16 protein-coding genes and 1 pseudogene are annotated in these 16636 nt (G+C 51.5%); 16 read left to right on the top strand and 1 reads right to left on the bottom strand.

Annotated elements, in window-relative coordinates; translation table 11 throughout:
• Window positions 1–28: 28 nt before the first annotated feature.
• The 7 genes from NX722_RS01280 (at window position 29) to NX722_RS01250 (ending at window position 5472) form a co-directional block, all read left to right on the top strand.
• Window positions 29–664: a hypothetical protein gene (locus NX722_RS01280; RefSeq protein WP_262566357.1), complete on the top strand. Its 636-nt coding sequence runs from the start codon at window positions 29–31 to the stop codon at window positions 662–664.
• An 88-nt stretch (window positions 665–752) separates the two neighbouring features.
• Window positions 753–1682 carry an alpha/beta hydrolase gene (locus NX722_RS01275; protein WP_262566356.1) on the top strand — a complete coding sequence of 310 codons (930 nt, stop codon included), beginning with the start codon at window positions 753–755 and terminating at the stop codon, window positions 1680–1682.
• A 26-nt stretch (window positions 1683–1708) separates the two neighbouring features.
• A complete protein-coding gene (locus NX722_RS01270) occupies window positions 1709–2185 on the top strand; it encodes a MaoC family dehydratase (RefSeq protein ID WP_262566355.1) in 477 nt (158 codons plus the stop codon).
• An 81-nt stretch (window positions 2186–2266) separates the two neighbouring features.
• On the top strand, window positions 2267–2518 hold the full coding sequence (locus NX722_RS01265) for a YkgJ family cysteine cluster protein (RefSeq protein WP_262566354.1): 252 nt from the start codon (window positions 2267–2269) through the stop codon (window positions 2516–2518).
• 151 nt (window positions 2519–2669) lie between these two features.
• The gene (locus tag NX722_RS01260) at window positions 2670–3179 is read left to right on the top strand and encodes an RING finger protein (protein WP_262566353.1); all 510 of its coding nucleotides are present in this window, start codon (window positions 2670–2672) and stop codon (window positions 3177–3179) included.
• Window positions 3180–3264: 85 nt separating this feature from the next.
• Window positions 3265–4518 (top strand): valine--pyruvate transaminase, encoded by a 1254-nt coding sequence (locus NX722_RS01255; protein ID WP_262566352.1) that lies wholly within the window; start codon window positions 3265–3267, stop codon window positions 4516–4518.
• A gap of 222 nt (window positions 4519–4740) precedes the next feature.
• Window positions 4741–5472 (top strand): hypothetical protein, encoded by a 732-nt coding sequence (locus NX722_RS01250; protein ID WP_262566351.1) that lies wholly within the window; start codon window positions 4741–4743, stop codon window positions 5470–5472.
• A 150-nt stretch (window positions 5473–5622) separates the two neighbouring features.
• Here NX722_RS01250 and NX722_RS01245 read toward each other — a convergent pair.
• Window positions 5623–5799: pseudogene (locus tag NX722_RS01245) on the bottom strand (IS701 family transposase); the annotation flags it as partial.
• Between the two features lie 450 nt (window positions 5800–6249).
• On the opposite strand from NX722_RS01245, the gene argF reads away from it, so the two are divergent.
• The 9 genes from argF (at window position 6250) to NX722_RS01200 (ending at window position 16365) form a co-directional block, all read left to right on the top strand.
• On the top strand, window positions 6250–7266 hold the full coding sequence (argF, locus tag NX722_RS01240) for an ornithine carbamoyltransferase (RefSeq protein WP_262566350.1): 1017 nt from the start codon (window positions 6250–6252) through the stop codon (window positions 7264–7266).
• Between the two features lie 43 nt (window positions 7267–7309).
• Window positions 7310–8335, top strand: coding sequence for an amino acid kinase family protein (locus tag NX722_RS01235; RefSeq protein WP_262566349.1), 1026 nt, complete (start codon window positions 7310–7312; stop codon window positions 8333–8335).
• A gap of 328 nt (window positions 8336–8663) precedes the next feature.
• Window positions 8664–10079 (top strand): V-type ATP synthase subunit B, encoded by a 1416-nt coding sequence (locus tag NX722_RS01230; RefSeq protein WP_262566348.1) that lies wholly within the window; start codon window positions 8664–8666, stop codon window positions 10077–10079.
• A 3-nt stretch (window positions 10080–10082) separates the two neighbouring features.
• On the top strand, window positions 10083–10703 hold the full coding sequence (locus NX722_RS01225; protein ID WP_262566347.1) for a V-type ATP synthase subunit D: 621 nt from the start codon (window positions 10083–10085) through the stop codon (window positions 10701–10703).
• Between the two features lie 45 nt (window positions 10704–10748).
• Window positions 10749–12542 (top strand): V-type ATP synthase subunit I, encoded by a 1794-nt coding sequence (locus NX722_RS01220; RefSeq protein ID WP_262566346.1) that lies wholly within the window; start codon window positions 10749–10751, stop codon window positions 12540–12542.
• Between the two features lie 2 nt (window positions 12543–12544).
• Window positions 12545–12994, top strand: coding sequence for an ATP synthase subunit C (locus NX722_RS01215; protein WP_262566344.1), 450 nt, complete (start codon window positions 12545–12547; stop codon window positions 12992–12994).
• Window positions 12995–13072: 78 nt separating this feature from the next.
• The gene (locus NX722_RS01210; protein WP_262566343.1) at window positions 13073–13750 is read left to right on the top strand and encodes a hypothetical protein; all 678 of its coding nucleotides are present in this window, start codon (window positions 13073–13075) and stop codon (window positions 13748–13750) included.
• A gap of 57 nt (window positions 13751–13807) precedes the next feature.
• Window positions 13808–14497, top strand: coding sequence for a DUF2764 domain-containing protein (locus NX722_RS01205; protein WP_262566342.1), 690 nt, complete (start codon window positions 13808–13810; stop codon window positions 14495–14497).
• A 23-nt stretch (window positions 14498–14520) separates the two neighbouring features.
• Complete coding sequence (locus tag NX722_RS01200; RefSeq protein ID WP_262566341.1) at window positions 14521–16365, top strand: V-type ATP synthase subunit A; 1845 nt, start codon at window positions 14521–14523, stop codon at window positions 16363–16365.
• The last annotated feature ends 271 nt before the right edge of the window (window positions 16366–16636 follow it).

Here is a 16636-nt window from a genome sequence, read left to right as displayed (position 1 = left end):
TATTTAATGCCGCAGAGATAAGCAACCAATGTCCGTTATAAACGGAGCTTTATTTACAGATATTCGTAAGTTTCACACACCTGAATCCAACATTAATACAGCGGTCATCGTTATAGATGAATCGGATGGAAAATGGTTCAGTGAAACGGCCAAAAACCACCTTATCAGAATACAAAAACAACAAGATACTCTTCGTTTCTGCATGGGGCTGGGATGCAAAATCATTGTCGTACATGAACATTACGAACAGTTCCCAATACATATTTACAGTATTATCACAGAACCAGACTTTTCATGTATCAAACGAAGTCCGGGGGTACTGAATTCAGCGACATCCCCACCACTATTGCCTTTCCTGGAAAAGAATAACATCACAAGCCTTGTTCTTATGGGAGGTTTGTACAGTATGTGTGTGCGAGAGTCTCTGATAGGGTGCTGCTCCCTGGGGATGAGATACTCAGGTATTTTAAATCATCAAATCACAGTACTGACATCTCCAGGCTTGCTCGCAAGCTATAAACCTGAAATGTACCCACTGGAACCGAAATTTTCACCCGATGCCCGCTCATTTGAAAACATAAATCCAGATTACGTGGATAACACGAACTGGCCTCTCTTTGCATTACACCCGGGAATAAGAATCTATACCCGGCTTGATGAATAGCTCCAGACTTACTTCTATTGAAAGAAAATACGGACATACGAATGGTACGATGGTATAACTACGCAAAAATAAATGAGCCAGAATGACCATGGATCAAACAATAACTCTGCCAACTGATGACGGTCACAACATTCCGGTTTTTCAGTGGCCATGCGATCAGGCAAAAGCCGTTGTACATATCAGCCATGGACTCAGCGAATACGCACAACGCTACCACAGCCTTGCCCTCCAGCTGAACGACGCTGGTTTTGAAGTGTTTGCCCACAACCACCGGGGACACGGACAATCTGCCTCGCAAAACGCCATCTTTGCCCACAAAAGAGGCTGGGATAAAGTAGTCGAAGACCTGGACATTGTTGTACAAAGTATCAACGAACAATCTCCGGGCAAGCCTCTGTTTCTGCTGGGACACAGCATGGGCAGCTACATCCTGCAGAGTTATCTGATGCGCTATTCAGCAAGATCAGTGGCCGGGTCTGTGCTGTCGGGTTCCAACCTTGCCCCACAACCCCTGCTGACTCTGGCAAGATTCATCGCGCAGGTTGAAGGCTACCGGCAGGGAAAAAACGGCCAAAGCCCGATCATTTATGCGCTGGTATTTGGTCAGTACAACAGGGCATTCAGACCGAAACGCACAGAGTTCGACTGGCTCTCCCGGGACCCGACTGCAGTAGACGCCTATATAAATGACCCTCTATGCGGACAACGTCCCGGTAACCAGCTCTGGTACGACCTGTTTGGAGGCCTGAAATCCATTTCCTCTGTCAAGGCACTACAACAGGTCAGTGCAGAACTTCCCATACTGGTGATGGGAGGAACGCACGACCCTGTCAGCGCCCCGGCAGCACCGCCTGAAAAAAACGGACAACATAAACTGTCACAGGCGTTACAGAAAGCAGGCGTAAAAGATGTCACCCTGACACTCTATCCTGAAGGCCGCCACGAAATGTTCAATGAAATTAATCGTGAGCAGGTTGTCTCAGACCTGATAGAATGGCTTGAATCTAAAATTCACTAAAATTCAACCATTGGACTCAAAGACGTATGCGCCAGTTGGAAAACATTCCCTTTGAAGAACTCACCGTGGGCCAGGCCGATTCCCTGACCCGCACCCTGACCGAAGAAGACCTGCTGCTGTTTGCCAAAGTGTCCGGCGATACCAACCCGGTCCATCTCGATAAAGCCTTCGCAGCCACTACTCAGTTTGAAGGCCGTATCGCCCACGGCATGTGGACATCGTCCCTGATCTCCTGTGCGCTGGCCACCAAACTACCCGGGCCTGGCGGCATCTACCTGTCTCAGGAAGTGAAATTCATGCGACCGGTCAAGGTAGGCGACACTGTGACCGTCAAACTGGAAGTTCTGGACATTAACGAACGCCGGAAGCGTGCGACAGTTTCCACCAATGTCGTGAATCAGGATGGTAAAACCGTCGTAAAAGGGAAGGCTGAAATCATGCCGGCTGTTGAGAAAGTGGTGGTGGATGAATACCTCCTGCCTGAGGTTGAACTGAAGGCTTAATCTCTGCAGCCCGTTAAAGTCAGATCGCTCACTTTTCTCTCCGGATCAGGGTACAATCCCCACTTTTTCCGGATGACAGCAATGAAATGTCGACTCGGGTGCGGTGCCTGTTGCATTGCACCCTCTATCTCCAGCCCTATCCCCGGCATGCCAGAAGGAAAACCTGCAGAAGTACGCTGTGTACAACTGAACGACAACAACCTGTGCCAACTGTTTGGCAAACCGGAACGTCCAGCCGTATGCCTGAGTTTTCAGGCAGACCCAGACCTTTGTGGCACCAGCAGAGATCAGGCAATGACAAACCTGATTCAGCTTGAGGATATAACGCAATAGTCTTCACAGACAGGACACGGAACAGCGCTGCCATGGATGGCGGTCGTATTCAGTGGCTTGTCAGATTTAATGCTGTGGTTTAATGAAACTTTTCAGCTTAACAAGAGTCTGAACAAGAAATAGCCTATGGATAAAAGAGCGCACCTCAACTATGAATAAAGCAGCGTTGCCCGGTCTCGACAAGGCATGTTCCATCTGCCTGGAAGAGTTTGATACAAATACAGCCCGCAAGCATGGATGCGGAAAGTTTTATCACAGAACCTGTATTAATCAATGGATTCAGACCGAAAAAAAATCAGGGCACATTCCCACTTGCCCAAATTGCAGACAGAAACTGGATGAAGTGACTGAACCCGCGCCATCGTTAGTGCAAAGGCATATTATCACGGCAGAAGAAGTGCCTGAACCATTCTTCTTTATCCCTTCTGGAGAAGAGCAAATAGAGCCCATAAATCCTCATGAGGATGAGGGTAGTGATCAAAGCAACCCGGATTTTGACCAGCATTTCAACCTTGTCGACCTTGTCGACCTGTGGTCACTCGATCCCGATACAGACGCTTCATTATTCACCGTTGAATATAACAATCAGACAGCGACTGTGAGTTATCATGACCCGGAGGGTAATGTATTTAACACCGAATTTACGGTCACCAGAAGTTAACCGCTTCCACCAAAACCATGCAGAGTGCGCATTAGTCAGTTAGAATTTCCCCTTTGCAGTGTTATCAATAAGAATCGAGGCAAGCATGAAGCTTTCCACCTTTGGTACCAAGTTCACCACTCATTCGGGCATACTCTCGTTAATGGATGATCTTGGTAACGCTCTGGCAACAGAAGACGAAATGATCATGATGGGCGGCGGCAACCCGGCCCATATTCCTGAAGTTGAGGAAATCTTCCGTACCCGCCTGCAGCGCATTCTGAATAACCAGGGCGAATTTACCCGGCTGGTAGGCACCTATGACCCGCCACAGGGTGAAAAAGAATTTGTCCACGAAGTGGCTGCTTTCCTGAAGCGTCAGTTTGGCTGGCAGCTGAGCGAACGCAATATAGCCCTGACCAACGGCAGTCAGGCAGGCTTCTTCATGCTGTTCAACATGTTTGCCGGTGATTTCGACGACGGCTCCCACAAACGCATTCAGCTCCCTATTGCACCAGAGTACATTGGTTACACTGATGCGGGCCTTAGTGAAAACTTTTTCATAGCCACTCGTCCGGCGATTGATCACATAGCGCCTCATCAGTTCAAGTACCGGGTCGATTTCGCCAACATGACCATTGATGATTCAACAGGGGCGCTGTGTGCTTCAAGGCCTACCAACCCTTCCGGCAATGTCCTGACCGACGAAGAGGTCAGCACCCTCGACAGTCTTGCCCGCACCCACAATATTCCATTGATTATTGACGGCGCTTACGGCACCCCTTTCCCTAACCTGATCTATACCGATGCACAGCCCCAATGGAACAACAACACCATTCTGTGCCTGACGCTGTCCAAACTCGGCCTGCCTGCGGCCCGAACCGGAATTGTCATCGCTAACGAAGAAGTGATTAAAGCGCTGACTGGCATTAACGCCATTATGAATCTGGCACCCAACAGCTTCGGCAGCCTGGTCGCCCTGGACATGGTCAGGGATGACAGCATTGTTGATATCAGCAACTCCCTTATCCGGCCGTTCTACAAAGACAAGGCAGACTTTGCCATAAAATGCCTGCATCGCTACATGGACGACAGCCTGCCCTGGCAGGCTCACAAACCGGAGGGTGCCATGTTCCTGTGGCTCTGGCTCAAGGATCTGCCTATTTCCAGCCTGGAACTGTATGAACGATTAAAACAGCGTCGTGTACTGGTCGTATCCGGGCATTATTTTTTCCCCGGCATTGATGACTGGCGTCATAAACACGAATGCATTCGCATGACCTTTACCCGCGACAATACGACCGTCGAACAAGGCATTGCCATCATTGCCGAAGAAGTTCGCAAAGCCTACGCAGAATAACCCATCCATAAAGGTTCCCTGTTGACCCTGTTCAAAGGGAACCTGCCCTTGCTTTTCCTCAAATCAGTCCTAAAGTTATCAGATGCAGATTTTGCTGTTCAGAGAGTATGTCCGGAGCCTGTCCCCGATGCTGCTTCCTGTTACAACACTCTGATAACGTACGACAATGAGTCTTCATCATTGGCTAACAAGAACGTCAATGCCTTCATAAGGAAGGTCATTATGAATACCTTTATCCGGTCAAAAGCGCTGTTTATACTGGTTCCGCTTTTTGCTGTCACTCTGACCGCTGCCTCACCAGCCTACTGCCAGACCGACACGACCAAACGTCCAATTCCGCTGGAACAGATCATCAGCCAGATGCGTAAACAACATGGTAACGTTGTCGTTTATAACACACGCCTTATTCAGGAGGACCGGCGTACTGTTCGTTTTATTGACTTTACTCCCGAGTTTAAAGCCAGCCGTCAGGGAATGCAGCGCCTGGTGGTTGATGCCTTCACCGGTAAAGAGATTGAACTGGCCACCATGCGCTTCCCGATGTCTCTGGAAAAAATTCTGGTTAACCTGCGCAAAAAACACCAGATTGCCAATATCACTAAAACCTGGATTGAAAACAATCAGGGTAACGAGATTCGGGTAGTCGAATTCACCGATACCAGAAAAAAACACTGGCATGCAGAAACGGATGCTTACACTGGTCTGCTACTGAATGAACACACGTTCGAGCTCAAACTATCCGGTAACCAGATTCCGCTGAGTGATATTCTTAACGACGCTCGCAAAGCCCACAAAAATATGATCATCCTGAGAACAACTTCAAAAAACCGTAACAACGTTCCAGTCAGAGAGATCGTTTATCTAGATGAAAACCGCTATCGAAAACACCTTATTGTTAATTCAATCACAGGAGAAACCATTAGTGACCAACTGGCGACAACTTCGCTCTACTAACAACAGCTCTCAACATCTGAGTGTAAATTAAATTTACATATTAAGTATTTAATCCCATTAAAATCACACAGTCATAGGTGCCAACTCACCTCAAGAACCAGCAAAGCGAAAACACAAAGCGCGAGAAGCATAGATAGGACTTACGCACCTGAAAATGTTCGATGGTTGGTAATTTTCGCGCTGAAGAAAGCGGTTAACGCTATCGTGAGAAATGGCAGTCACTTCTGCCAACCTTGTGCATGTTGATGATTTAGGCTCGCTGATCAAAAATCCCATGTATTGTGGAAGTGTGCATTTTGCAGTTGTTGGGCGAGTAGTACTTCTCACTTTCGTCCCTGAAAGATAGTCATTTGTGGCTGCTATCAAATTTTAAAGCCTGCTGTCAATGCGTAAGTCCTAATGGAGCCCCTGAATAAGCGCTAAGCCATATCACTACGCAAACGTATTTGTACGTAATGCTATCTACATACGTCAACGATAGTCTATACCCACTGTGTTCCATCCGTAAGCGATATGTGTTTTTACAGCTCTGCATACCGGGTTATTTAGAAATTATTTTATCAGCATAGCGAGTGCACGCTACTCTACCCGATATTACCTATTCGCATACAGGATCTGGACATCAGACCTGAGGCGATAGAAGATGTTCGATTCTGCGATTAGGACTGCAAACAGCAGCCACTCAATCAGCGATCCAACTTTTCTCTGTATCCGGAGTTTACCGGGCATTTGTTCCCGAATCTCCTGACAGGAAACTGATTAAAAAAGAGCAATATTATGGATTTCAGACTGAAAAATCGTCACTTCGTCAAACTTCTGGATTTTACTTCCGAAGAAATCAACGGCCTGCTGACACTATCCCGCGAGTTAAAAGCCGCGAAGAAGTCATGCGAAGAGCCTTGTTTTTTACAAAACAAAAACATTGCACTGATTTTTGAAAAAGCCTCCACCCGCACGCGCTGTGCTTTTGAGGTGGCTGCTTTTGACCAGGGAGCCAATGTCACTTACATTTCCAGTGGATCACAAATGGGAAGTAAGGAGTCCGTCAAAGACACAGCCAGGGTGTTGGGACGCATGTATGACGGCATAGAATTTCGCGGACATTTACAACAGCACGTCGAAGAACTCGCCAGGTTTGCCGGTATTCCCGTATGGAACGGTCTGACCAACGAATGGCATCCAACCCAGATTCTGGCCGATTTTCTGACCATGATTGAACACGGCAATGGTCGTCCGCTGAACGAACTGAAACTCTGTTATGTGGGTGACGGGCGCAACAATGTCGCCAACTCACTTCTGGTGGGTTCAGCTAAAATGGGTGTGGATTTCCGAATCGCTGCTCCGGCTGGTTTTGCTCCTGATGAGGCCCTGGTTGAGCAATGCCAGAGCATCGCCAGAGACTCAGGTGCCAGACTCACTATTACTGAATCGGTTGAGGAAGCCGTCGCCGATTGCGACTTTATTTACACCGATGTCTGGGTCTCCATGGGCGAGCCGATGGAAGCCTGGGAAGAGCGGGTAAAACTGATGATCCCCTACCAGGTCAACCAGACCATGCTGGAGCAGACCGGCAATCCGGATGTTCGCTTCCTGCACTGTCTGCCTGCGTTCCACAACGACGAAACCACTATTGGTCAGGAAATTGCGGAACACTTCTTCAAAGGAGAAAAGGGCATGAACGGTCTGGAAGTGACCGAAGAGGTTTTTGAGTCTGAACACTCCATCGTGTTTGATCAGGCCGAAAACCGGATGCACACCATCAAGGCTGTTATGGTGGCAACGCTGGGTGATTAATCTCCCGGCTTTCCCAACGGCCTTGACTGACCGGAGATATTCCATGCTGGTAGTCATTGCCCTGGGAGACAGCGCGATTGTGCAGAGAGATCAACCTCTCAATTCACATGCGCTGCGACAATGCATTCAACACGCAGCCCAATGCATTGCCGAAATAGCGAACCAACATCAAGTGATATTGCTGCACGGCAATGGCCCGGCAATTGGCCTTCTGACCCTGATGAATGGCAATTGCGCCGACCTGAACACCGGCACTGCCGATGTTCTGGGAGCCCAGGCCAGGGCAGTGACGGGCTTCCTGCTGGAGCAGGCGCTGAGAAACCAGCTGCCGCAACAGTCATTTTGCAGCATGTCGCACCTGACACTGGTTGACGCTGACGATCCGGCAATGATACATCCGACACGTTATGTTGGACCATTGTACAACAGAGTACAGGCACAACTGGTACAGGAGCAGAACCCGGACTGGGTACTGAAGCAAACAGGAAGACTTTATCGCCGAATGATCCCTGCTCCGGAACCAAAAGGCGTCCTGGAAATGGCGACCCTGAAACATCTGGTCGCCGCTGACAATATGTTCGTTATCTGTGGCTGCGGCGGCGGTCTGCCCGTCCGAAAAAGCACAGATAACCGCATCAATGGCGTCGAAGCCATGGTTGACAGAGATGAAACCGCCGCATTAATTGCGCGCACACTGAACGCTAATGCATTGCTGCTGCTATCGAGCATTGATGCCGTTTCAGACAAGCCCGGTCACCCGGAAGCAAGACTGATTCGCACCATTACCGTTACCCATCTTGAGTCACTGGGATTCAATGACACGGCGATGGCTCCAAAGGTGAAAGCAGCCAGTGGCTATCTTGCTAAAAACGAGCTTGCTAAAAACGAGCTTGCTAAAAACGAGCTTGCTAAAGATAAATTAGTCGACCGCCAGTTAAACGACAGTCGACGATTTTGTGCAATAGGCAATCTGCACAACGCTGCCAGTGTACTTTCCGGTCAGTCCGGAACCCGGGTCTGCGCATCAGCGCCTTCTTCGTCCGAAGGCGCTGAGATTGTCTACTATTGAGAGATTTTGGGTTGTCCTCACACCGAGATTTTCTGAAAACCTGTAAGACGTTTGTTTTACATTGTTTGGGGTTGTTGCAAAGGTTTGGAGCCTTTTCCATAAACGATTTGTCATGACACCTGTTATGACAAATCGTTAAAAAATTGCTCCGTTCTTTTGCAACAGCCTCAATTGAGGGCATTGGTCTTAGTGCTTTTATCGTTCGATCTCGTTCGATCTCGTTCGTTCTCGTTCGTTAGAGGTGCTGTATTTTCCATGGAGCCAGAAAGGCCTGAGTCCCCTCACTGACTCAAGCCCAACCGGCTCCGAGCAGTACAGAGGAGCAGAGATGCCCCAGAGCTTATTGCGATACACCAACATTCTCAGCATTGTTGGTGATTTGATTCGCGTTCAAGTGCCGAACCTGTCGGAAGGCAATGCCCGAGCCAATTATGGCGATCTGGCATTGATTGAACAGAATGGTCAACCCTACTCCATGGCCGAGATCATCAAGATCGACCATGAAGAGGTTTCCCTGCAGGTATTCGCAGGCACCAAAGGTCTGTCTACCGGTGCCGCCGTATGCTTTTTGGGTGAGCCAATGAAGGCGACCTACTCTCCGAACATCCTTGGCCGTATCTTTAATGGTGCTGGTGAACCGATTGACGGTGGCCCTGCACTGGAACAGGATCCCAAGGTGGAGATCGACGGTCCTTCTGTAAACCCTGTTCGTCGTGTATTGGCGTCCCGCATGGTGCGTACCAACGTACCAATGATCGACGTATTCAACACCCTGGTAGAGTCCCAGAAGATTCCTATTTTCTCTGTAGCCGGTGAACCGTACAACCGCTTCCTGGCACGTATCGCGATTCAGGCTGAAGCCGACGTGGTTGTGTTCGGCGGCATGGGTCTGATCTTCGACGATTACCACTTTTTCCGTAACGAGTTTGAAAAGGCGGGCGTATCCTCCCGTACCGTTATGTTCACCAACCAGGCCTCTGACCCAACGGTAGAACGCCTGCTGACTCCGGACATGGCGCTGGCAGTGGCAGAACACTTCGCCGTAGAAGAGTCCAAGAAAGTACTGGTACTGCTGACCGACATGACCTCCTACGCTGACGCGATGAAGGAAATCGGTGTAGCAATGGACAAGATTCCTGCGAACCGTGGTTACATGGGTGACCTTTACTCCCAGCTGGCGAAGCGTTACGAAAAAGCCTGTGACTACAAAGGTGCGGGTTCCGTTACCATTCTGGCAGTCACCACCATGCCGGGTAATGACGTTACTCACCCGGTACCGGACAACACCGGCTACATCACCGAAGGTCAGTTCTATCTGCACGACGGTGTACTGGATCCGTTCGGCTCCCTGTCCCGACTGAAGCAGATGGTTCAGGGTAAAGAGACCCGCGACGACCACTCACCGATCATGAACACCATGATCCGCTTCTACTCCGACTCCGTGAATGCCAAGCAGAAGCAGGCTATGGCGTTTGAACTGTCCAGCTATGACCTGAAAACCATCCGGTTTGGCGACCTGTTTAAAGAGCGCTTTATGTCTCTGGATGCAGCCATGAGCCTGGAAGACGCTCTGGACCTGTGCTGGGAAACTCTGGCGGAATGCTTTGAACCGGGCGAGACCCTGATGAAGCAGAGCCTGCTGGAGAAGTACTGGCCCGGCCTTTCTGATGAAGAGCAGGCTGCCGTCGGTGTCGAGGGCAAAACCGCCGGGGCTGATAAAGTAGCCGCAGCAGCAGAGGCATAAACCATGGCCAAGGTAGCCCTCAACAAAAGTTCGCTTAACAAAGAAAAGCGCAGCTTAAAAACGTACAACCGTTACCTGCCGGCGCTGGAACTGAAGCGCCAGCAGCTGATGGCTGAACGTAAGAAAGCGGAAGAGGCACTGGCTGAGGCTCGCACCGAACTGGCTGACGTTGAGCGTCTGGTACAGGCACAACTGCCGATGTTGGCTCGCGCCGACGTTCCGGTAGAAAACCTGGTTCGTGTAAAAAACGTCAAACTGATTGATGAAAACATTGTCGGTACAACCGTACCTGCCGTGGGCAACATCGATATCGAACTGACGCCCTACAGCGACCTGGCCAAGCCTCACTGGGTGGATTTCCTGGTGGAACTGCTGCAGAAGATGGTACGACTGCGTGTTGAATATCAGGTACGCGAACTGCGTTACGCTGAACTCGACAAGGCAACCCGTACCACTTCGCAGCGGGTTAACCTGTTCTCCAAGGTACTGATTCCTCAGACCAAGAAGAACATCCAGAAAATCCAGATTTACATGTCCGACCAGGACCGCGCCAGCGTTATGAACGCCAAGCTCTCCAAGGGCAAGGTGTTGGCGCAGGAAGCCAAAGCGGCAGCGGCTGGCTGAGCGGTGACACCTGGTAAAGAGAGGCATTCTATCTGGGGATAAGACATGGCTATAAAACAACTTAACAAGATCACCCTGTACGGGCCGAGCCAGGATAAGGCTCATGTCCTACAGGGACTGCAGGCGATGGGCTGCCTGCACCTGATCCCGTTGACGGATCAGCCTGCAGAAGCCTCAGTGCGACTGCAGCCAGCGGAAGCCAGCGAAGCACTGGCCTGGCTGGAACGGGCGCCCAGAACAAGACGACAGGTGAAGGACAAGTCCATAGCGGACATCGACACGGTAGTGCGTGAAGTACTGGATAACAAATCCAGTACCCGCGAAGTGAGCGATGCCCGTGACAAGCTGGAAGAACGTATCCGGGACGTTCGCCCCTGGGGTGAATTTAACTTCCCGAAACTGTCTGAACTCGACGGACAACGCCTCTGGTTCTACGTTCTTCCCCTGGGCGAACAATCGGCCCTGGATAGCATAGAGCTACCCTGGCAGATTATGGGCAAAGACCAGAAGCACGTTTATGTGATCGTGATCTCCGACCAGGAACCGGCAGAAGATCTGCTGCCTGTCGTACGCTCACGGGTAGGTTCAGTGCCTCTGTCCCGTCTGGAAGATGAGCTGGAAGAGTCCAAACAGCTACTGGAAGACCTGTACTCTGAACGCGAAGCCCTGACTCGCTGGAACTACCTGCTGGGTCAGGCGATTGCAGCCCGACAGGATGCCGCAGAGCTGGCAGAAGCCCAGAGTACCACTCAGGATGAACAGGAGTTCTTCCTGGTACAGGGCTGGATTCCTGAAAGCGAACGTCAGGCAGCAGAAGCGTTCTGTATAGAGAACGGTGTCGCTGCCCTGTTTGAAGAACCGACCGAAGACGACAAACCGCCGACCCTGCTGGAAAAAGCTTCCGGTACCGGTGGTGGCGCCGATGCCCTGGGCTTCTTCCAGACCCCGAACTATCGGACCTGGGATCCGGGCAACGTGGTGTTCTACTCGTTCTCGCTGTTCTTCGGCATGATCATGTCCGATGTGATGTACAGTTTCCTGTTCGGTCTCATCGTGTACATGTCCCGGGGCAAGCTGAAGCAGTCAGAAGCAGGCTCACGCCTGATGAACATGGCGTACTTCATGTCCGCCGTGGGTATTGTCTGGGGTGTCATGATTGGCAGTTACTTCGGCGTTTCGCCGGAAGGCGGGATTCTCGGCGATATCGCCTTCGTGAACCTGAACGACTATGGTGCGATGATGAAACTCTCCGTATTTGTCGGTGTAGCGCACCTGGTCGTTGCCAATGTCATGACCGCCTGGGTCAACCGCTCAAGCAGTTATGCCCTGTCCCCCCTGGGGTGGGCGCTGGTCATGAGCGGTGGCCTGAGCACCTGGTTTGGCATGTCCGGCACACTGCCGGAAACCTTTGCCGACCTGTTCGGTCCGGGCATGATGGCAGTGGGTGGCGTGTTCATCTTCCTGTTCACCAGTACCCGTAAGGTTCGCTCGGCCGGTGATCTGCTCCTGCGTGGTCTGGATGGTCTGAAAGCGGTCTACAACATCACATCGGCCTTTGGCGATGTGCTGAGTTACATGCGTCTGTTCGCGCTCGGCCTGTCCGGTGCGTCCCTGGCCATGACCTTTAACTCGCTGGCGATGGACGTACTGAACTCCAGCCCGGTCATCGGGGTGCTGTTTGCAGGTCTGATTCTGCTGCTGGGTCACGTTCTTAACTTCGCTCTGTGTCTTATGAGCGGCGTGGTTCACGGCATGCGTCTGAACGTTATTGAATTTGTTAACTGGGGTCTGTCCGACGAGGGCTACCCGTTTAAAGCATTTAGTAAGAAAGAGGATTGATAATGGAAAACTTGATTATTGCACTGGGCTGGTTGGGTGTCTTCGCTCCTGTTGCGCTGGGCGCGGTAGGTTCTGCGATTGGTTGTTCGGTGGCTGGTCAGGCAGCCTGTGGCGCCATGCTGGACGTAGAAAGCGGCTACGGTAAATTCGTTGGTCTGTCTGCGATGCCATCTTCTCAGGTTATCTACGGTATCGTTATCATGTTCACCCTGAGCGGTCTGGGCGTGAGCGAAGCGACTGCTCCTGGCCTGTTCGGTATCGGTCTGCTGACAGGTGTTGCCCTGATGTACTCCGCAACCTACCAGGGTCAGGCGGTTGCTGCTGCGATCAACGCTTCCAAGAACAAGCCTGAAGTATTCGGTCTGTCCATCGCACCAGCTGCGATTGTAGAAGGTTTTGCGGTATTCGCATTCGTATTCGCTCTGGTTATGGGTCAGTCCATCGCCGGCTGAGCCATCCCGTGATGATGCTGAACCGATGCTTTCCATAAAAGCAACGGTTCAGCCAATGGAAATCAGAGGAAATACACTATGACTGCAGCGATACACCCCGAAGGTAAAGCGTCCGTTGGCGTTCAGGAACTGATTGAAAAACTGCGCAAGCAGGGTGTTCAGAACGGCCGCACCGAAGCGGACAAAATTATCAGCGACGCCGAGGCTCAGGCCGCCGAGCTGATCAAAGAAGCACAGACCCGAGCTGACGCCATTGTCGGCAAGGCTCGTGAAGAAGCAGACTTCATTACCAAAGCCGGTAAGGAAGCCCTGCAACTGGCAGAACGCAATGCCATCCTGGAACTGAAAGACTACCTGCTGGAGCAATTTTCCCAGCAAGTGACTGCGGTGGTCAGCAGCTCCATGGAAAAAGAAGAACTGCTGCAGAAGATGATTCTGGAAGTGGCTGGCGAAAACAACCTGCGTGGCGAAGACAACGTTGAAGTGGTTCTGCCCCGCAGTGTGATTGGTGTTGACCAGCTGCGTGAACACCCGGAGCTGGTGCAACAAGGCCCGCTACTGGAGTTTGTGACCAGACAGGCTGCCGACATGCTGGGCGAAGGTGTCACCTTCAGCATCGACGACAAGACCGGCATCGGTTTCCGTCTGAAAGACAAAGACATCGAAGTCCAGCTGGACGATGAAGCCGTAGCTGCCGTACTGCTGCGCCACCTGCAGCCACGTTTCCGCGCACTGCTGGAAGGCATCGTTAAATAACGCCGGTTGGGACGGGCAAAGCGCCCGCCCCAACCCGCGCAAGTCAAGGAGCATGAAATGGCAGAGAATGCCTACTACACCTTGCTGACATCGTTGCCGCATATCGACTCGCTGTTTGACAGCAAGATCACACCGATCTCCCGTCTGCAGCTTGATCGTCGACTGTCCATGCTGTCCACGGAAGATCGGGACACCCTGATCAAGGTGGAACAGCTTATGCACTGGAGCCACCTGGGCGAAGATGTCGACGAAGCGGCGCTGATCCGTCTGGCTGCGCGCCTGAGTTCCGAGCTGACCAGCGACACTCTGAAAGAACTGGTGGACTGGCGACTGGACATGCGCACCGTGGTGGCAGCCCTGCGCCGCAAAATGCGTGGAGCACAGGCTCCGGGCGATCCTCAGTGGAGCTACGGTTCCCGTTACGCTTACATCCGCCGTAACTGGAGCAACCCGACCCTGGGGCTACAGCACGCCTTCCCATGGATTCCAACCGTTATCGAGTGCCTGAACAAGCAGGACTACCTGACGCTGGAAAAGACTCTATTGGAAGCCGTGTGGCGCAAACTGGACGACGCTAGTCGCAAGCATAGCTTCGATTTTGAAGCCGTTATTATTTATGTGCTGCGCTGGAGCCTGGTTGCCCGCTGGACCGCCTACGATGGCGAGCAGGCAATGGAGCGTTTCCGCGAGCTAACCGATCAGGCACTGGGCGAATTCGTCAAGCAATTGCCCGGCTCTGCCGCCTGATTCGGATTACTGGATATTGAAGTATGAGTGAACAAGCAAGTACTGAAGTAAAACTTGAGGCAACTGCCCGGGTCGTGGCAGTGATGGGCGATATCATCACCATCGAAAGCACCAGCGAAAAACCGCTGGTAAAAAACGAAGTGGTGTACGTTCTGCCAAGCCGCCGTTCCAACGAAGCCGTAGACGAACAGCTGATGGCAGAAGTTCTGCGGGTACGTGGCAATACCGCTGACATTCAGGTGTTCGAAGACACCCGTGGTGTTGCTGTGGGCGACGGTATCATCCAGACTGGCCAGCTGCTGTCTGTGGATCTGGGTCCGGGCATCCTGGGCATGATCTACGACGGTCTGCAGAACCCGCTGGAGCGTCTGGCTGCCATTCACGGTAAGTTCCTGCAGCGCGGTGTTGCAGTAGAATCCCTGGACCGCGCCCAGACCTGGGCCTTCACCGCTGTTGCCAAGATTGGCGACAAACTGCGTGCCGGTGAAACCTTCGGTACTGTGCCGGAAGGTCGCTTCACCCACAAGATCATGATTCCTTTCGACACCGACGGCGAAGTGGAAGTGGTATGGATTCAGGAAGGTAGCTTCTCTGTTGATACCGTTGTTGCCCGCGTGAAGAACGAGCGTGGTGAAGAAGTCGAGCTGACCATGTACCAGAAATGGCCGGTACGTCGCTCTATTTCCGAGACTCTGCAGAAGAAAGGTAAGACGACCCGCCAGTACCCGAATACCCCTCTGGTGACCACACAACGTATCGTCGATACCTTCTTCCCGATTGCCCGTGGTGGTACGGGTTGTATTCCTGGTCCATTCGGTTCCGGTAAGACCGTTCTGATGCACTCGTTCTCCCGTTACAGTAACGCCGATATCGTTATCGTGACCGCCTGTGGTGAACGTGCCGGTGAGGTGGTAGAAACCATCGAAGAGTTCCCGCACTTGCAGGATCCGACCACTGGTGGCGCTCTGATCGACCGTACCGTGATCATCTGTAACACCTCCTCCATGCCGGTAGCGGCTCGTGAAGCCTCCATCTACACAGGCCTGACCCTGGGTGAATACTACCGTCAGATGGGTTACAACATCCTGGCACTTGCTGACTCCACCTCCCGCTGGGCGCAGGCGATGCGTGAAACCTCTAACCGTCTGGAAGAGATTCCGGGTGAAGAAGGCTTCCCGGCGTACATGGACTCCGCCATCAAGGGTGTGTACGAGCGTTGCGGCGTTATCACCAACGAAGAGGAACAGGAAGGCTCCCTGACCATGATCGGCTCTGTATCACCAGCCGGTGGTAACTTCGAAGAGCCGGTGACTCAGGCCACCCTGGGTACCGTTAAGACCTTCCTGGGTCTGTCTTACGACCGCGCTTACAAGCGTTTCTATCCGGCGATTGACCCGCTGATCTCCTGGTCCCGTTACCTGGATCAGCTAAAAGACTGGTACGGCAACAACCTGTCTCCGGAATGGGTAGAAGACGTTAAGGAAATGCAGAAGCTGCTGGTTCAGGGCGACAGCATCAATCAGATGATGCAGGTAACCGGTGAAGAAGGTGTGACCCTGGAAGATTATGTGACCTTCCAGAAATCCTTCCTGCTGGACATGGTTTATCTGCAGCAGGACGCCTTTGACGATGTCGACAGCAGCTGCCCTCTGTCTCGCCAGAAAGCCTGCTTTGAACTGGCTGTCAGCCTGATTCGCCAGAACTACAACTTCGCTGATAAAGAAGTGGCCCGCGATTACTTCGTGAAACTGACCGGTCTGTTCAAGAACCTGAACTACTCTCACGACGGATCTCCGGAATACAACGGTTATATCCAGAAGATTGAAGAGCTGCGTAGCCAGTTTATTGGTTCAGCTAAAGCGGCATAATTCAGACAACCGCTTGAATTGAAAAAAGCCACAAACAGTTTCCCTGTTTGTGGCTTTTTTTTTGCCTTTTTACCAAAAAAATCAATCTTATTATAAATCCATATTTTTTATTCTAAATTCTGCTATCAGTACTGCCTCCTTCTCCTGTCCAATCTTAGGGGGATAATTCCCGATAATTCGAAGTCAAGCAAATCAAAATTGTCAGTACCGACTTGCAGCTATCCCATTTACTGCTAAAAGTTTTTGTTTGAAGCCAAATTGTTCATGCAAA

It is taken from the genome of Endozoicomonas gorgoniicola (assembly GCF_025562715.2).
GTDB lineage: Bacteria > Pseudomonadota > Gammaproteobacteria > Pseudomonadales > Endozoicomonadaceae > Endozoicomonas_A > Endozoicomonas_A gorgoniicola.
Note: the sequence above shows the minus strand (reverse complement) of the source record. Positions and strands in the feature narration are given on the sequence as shown.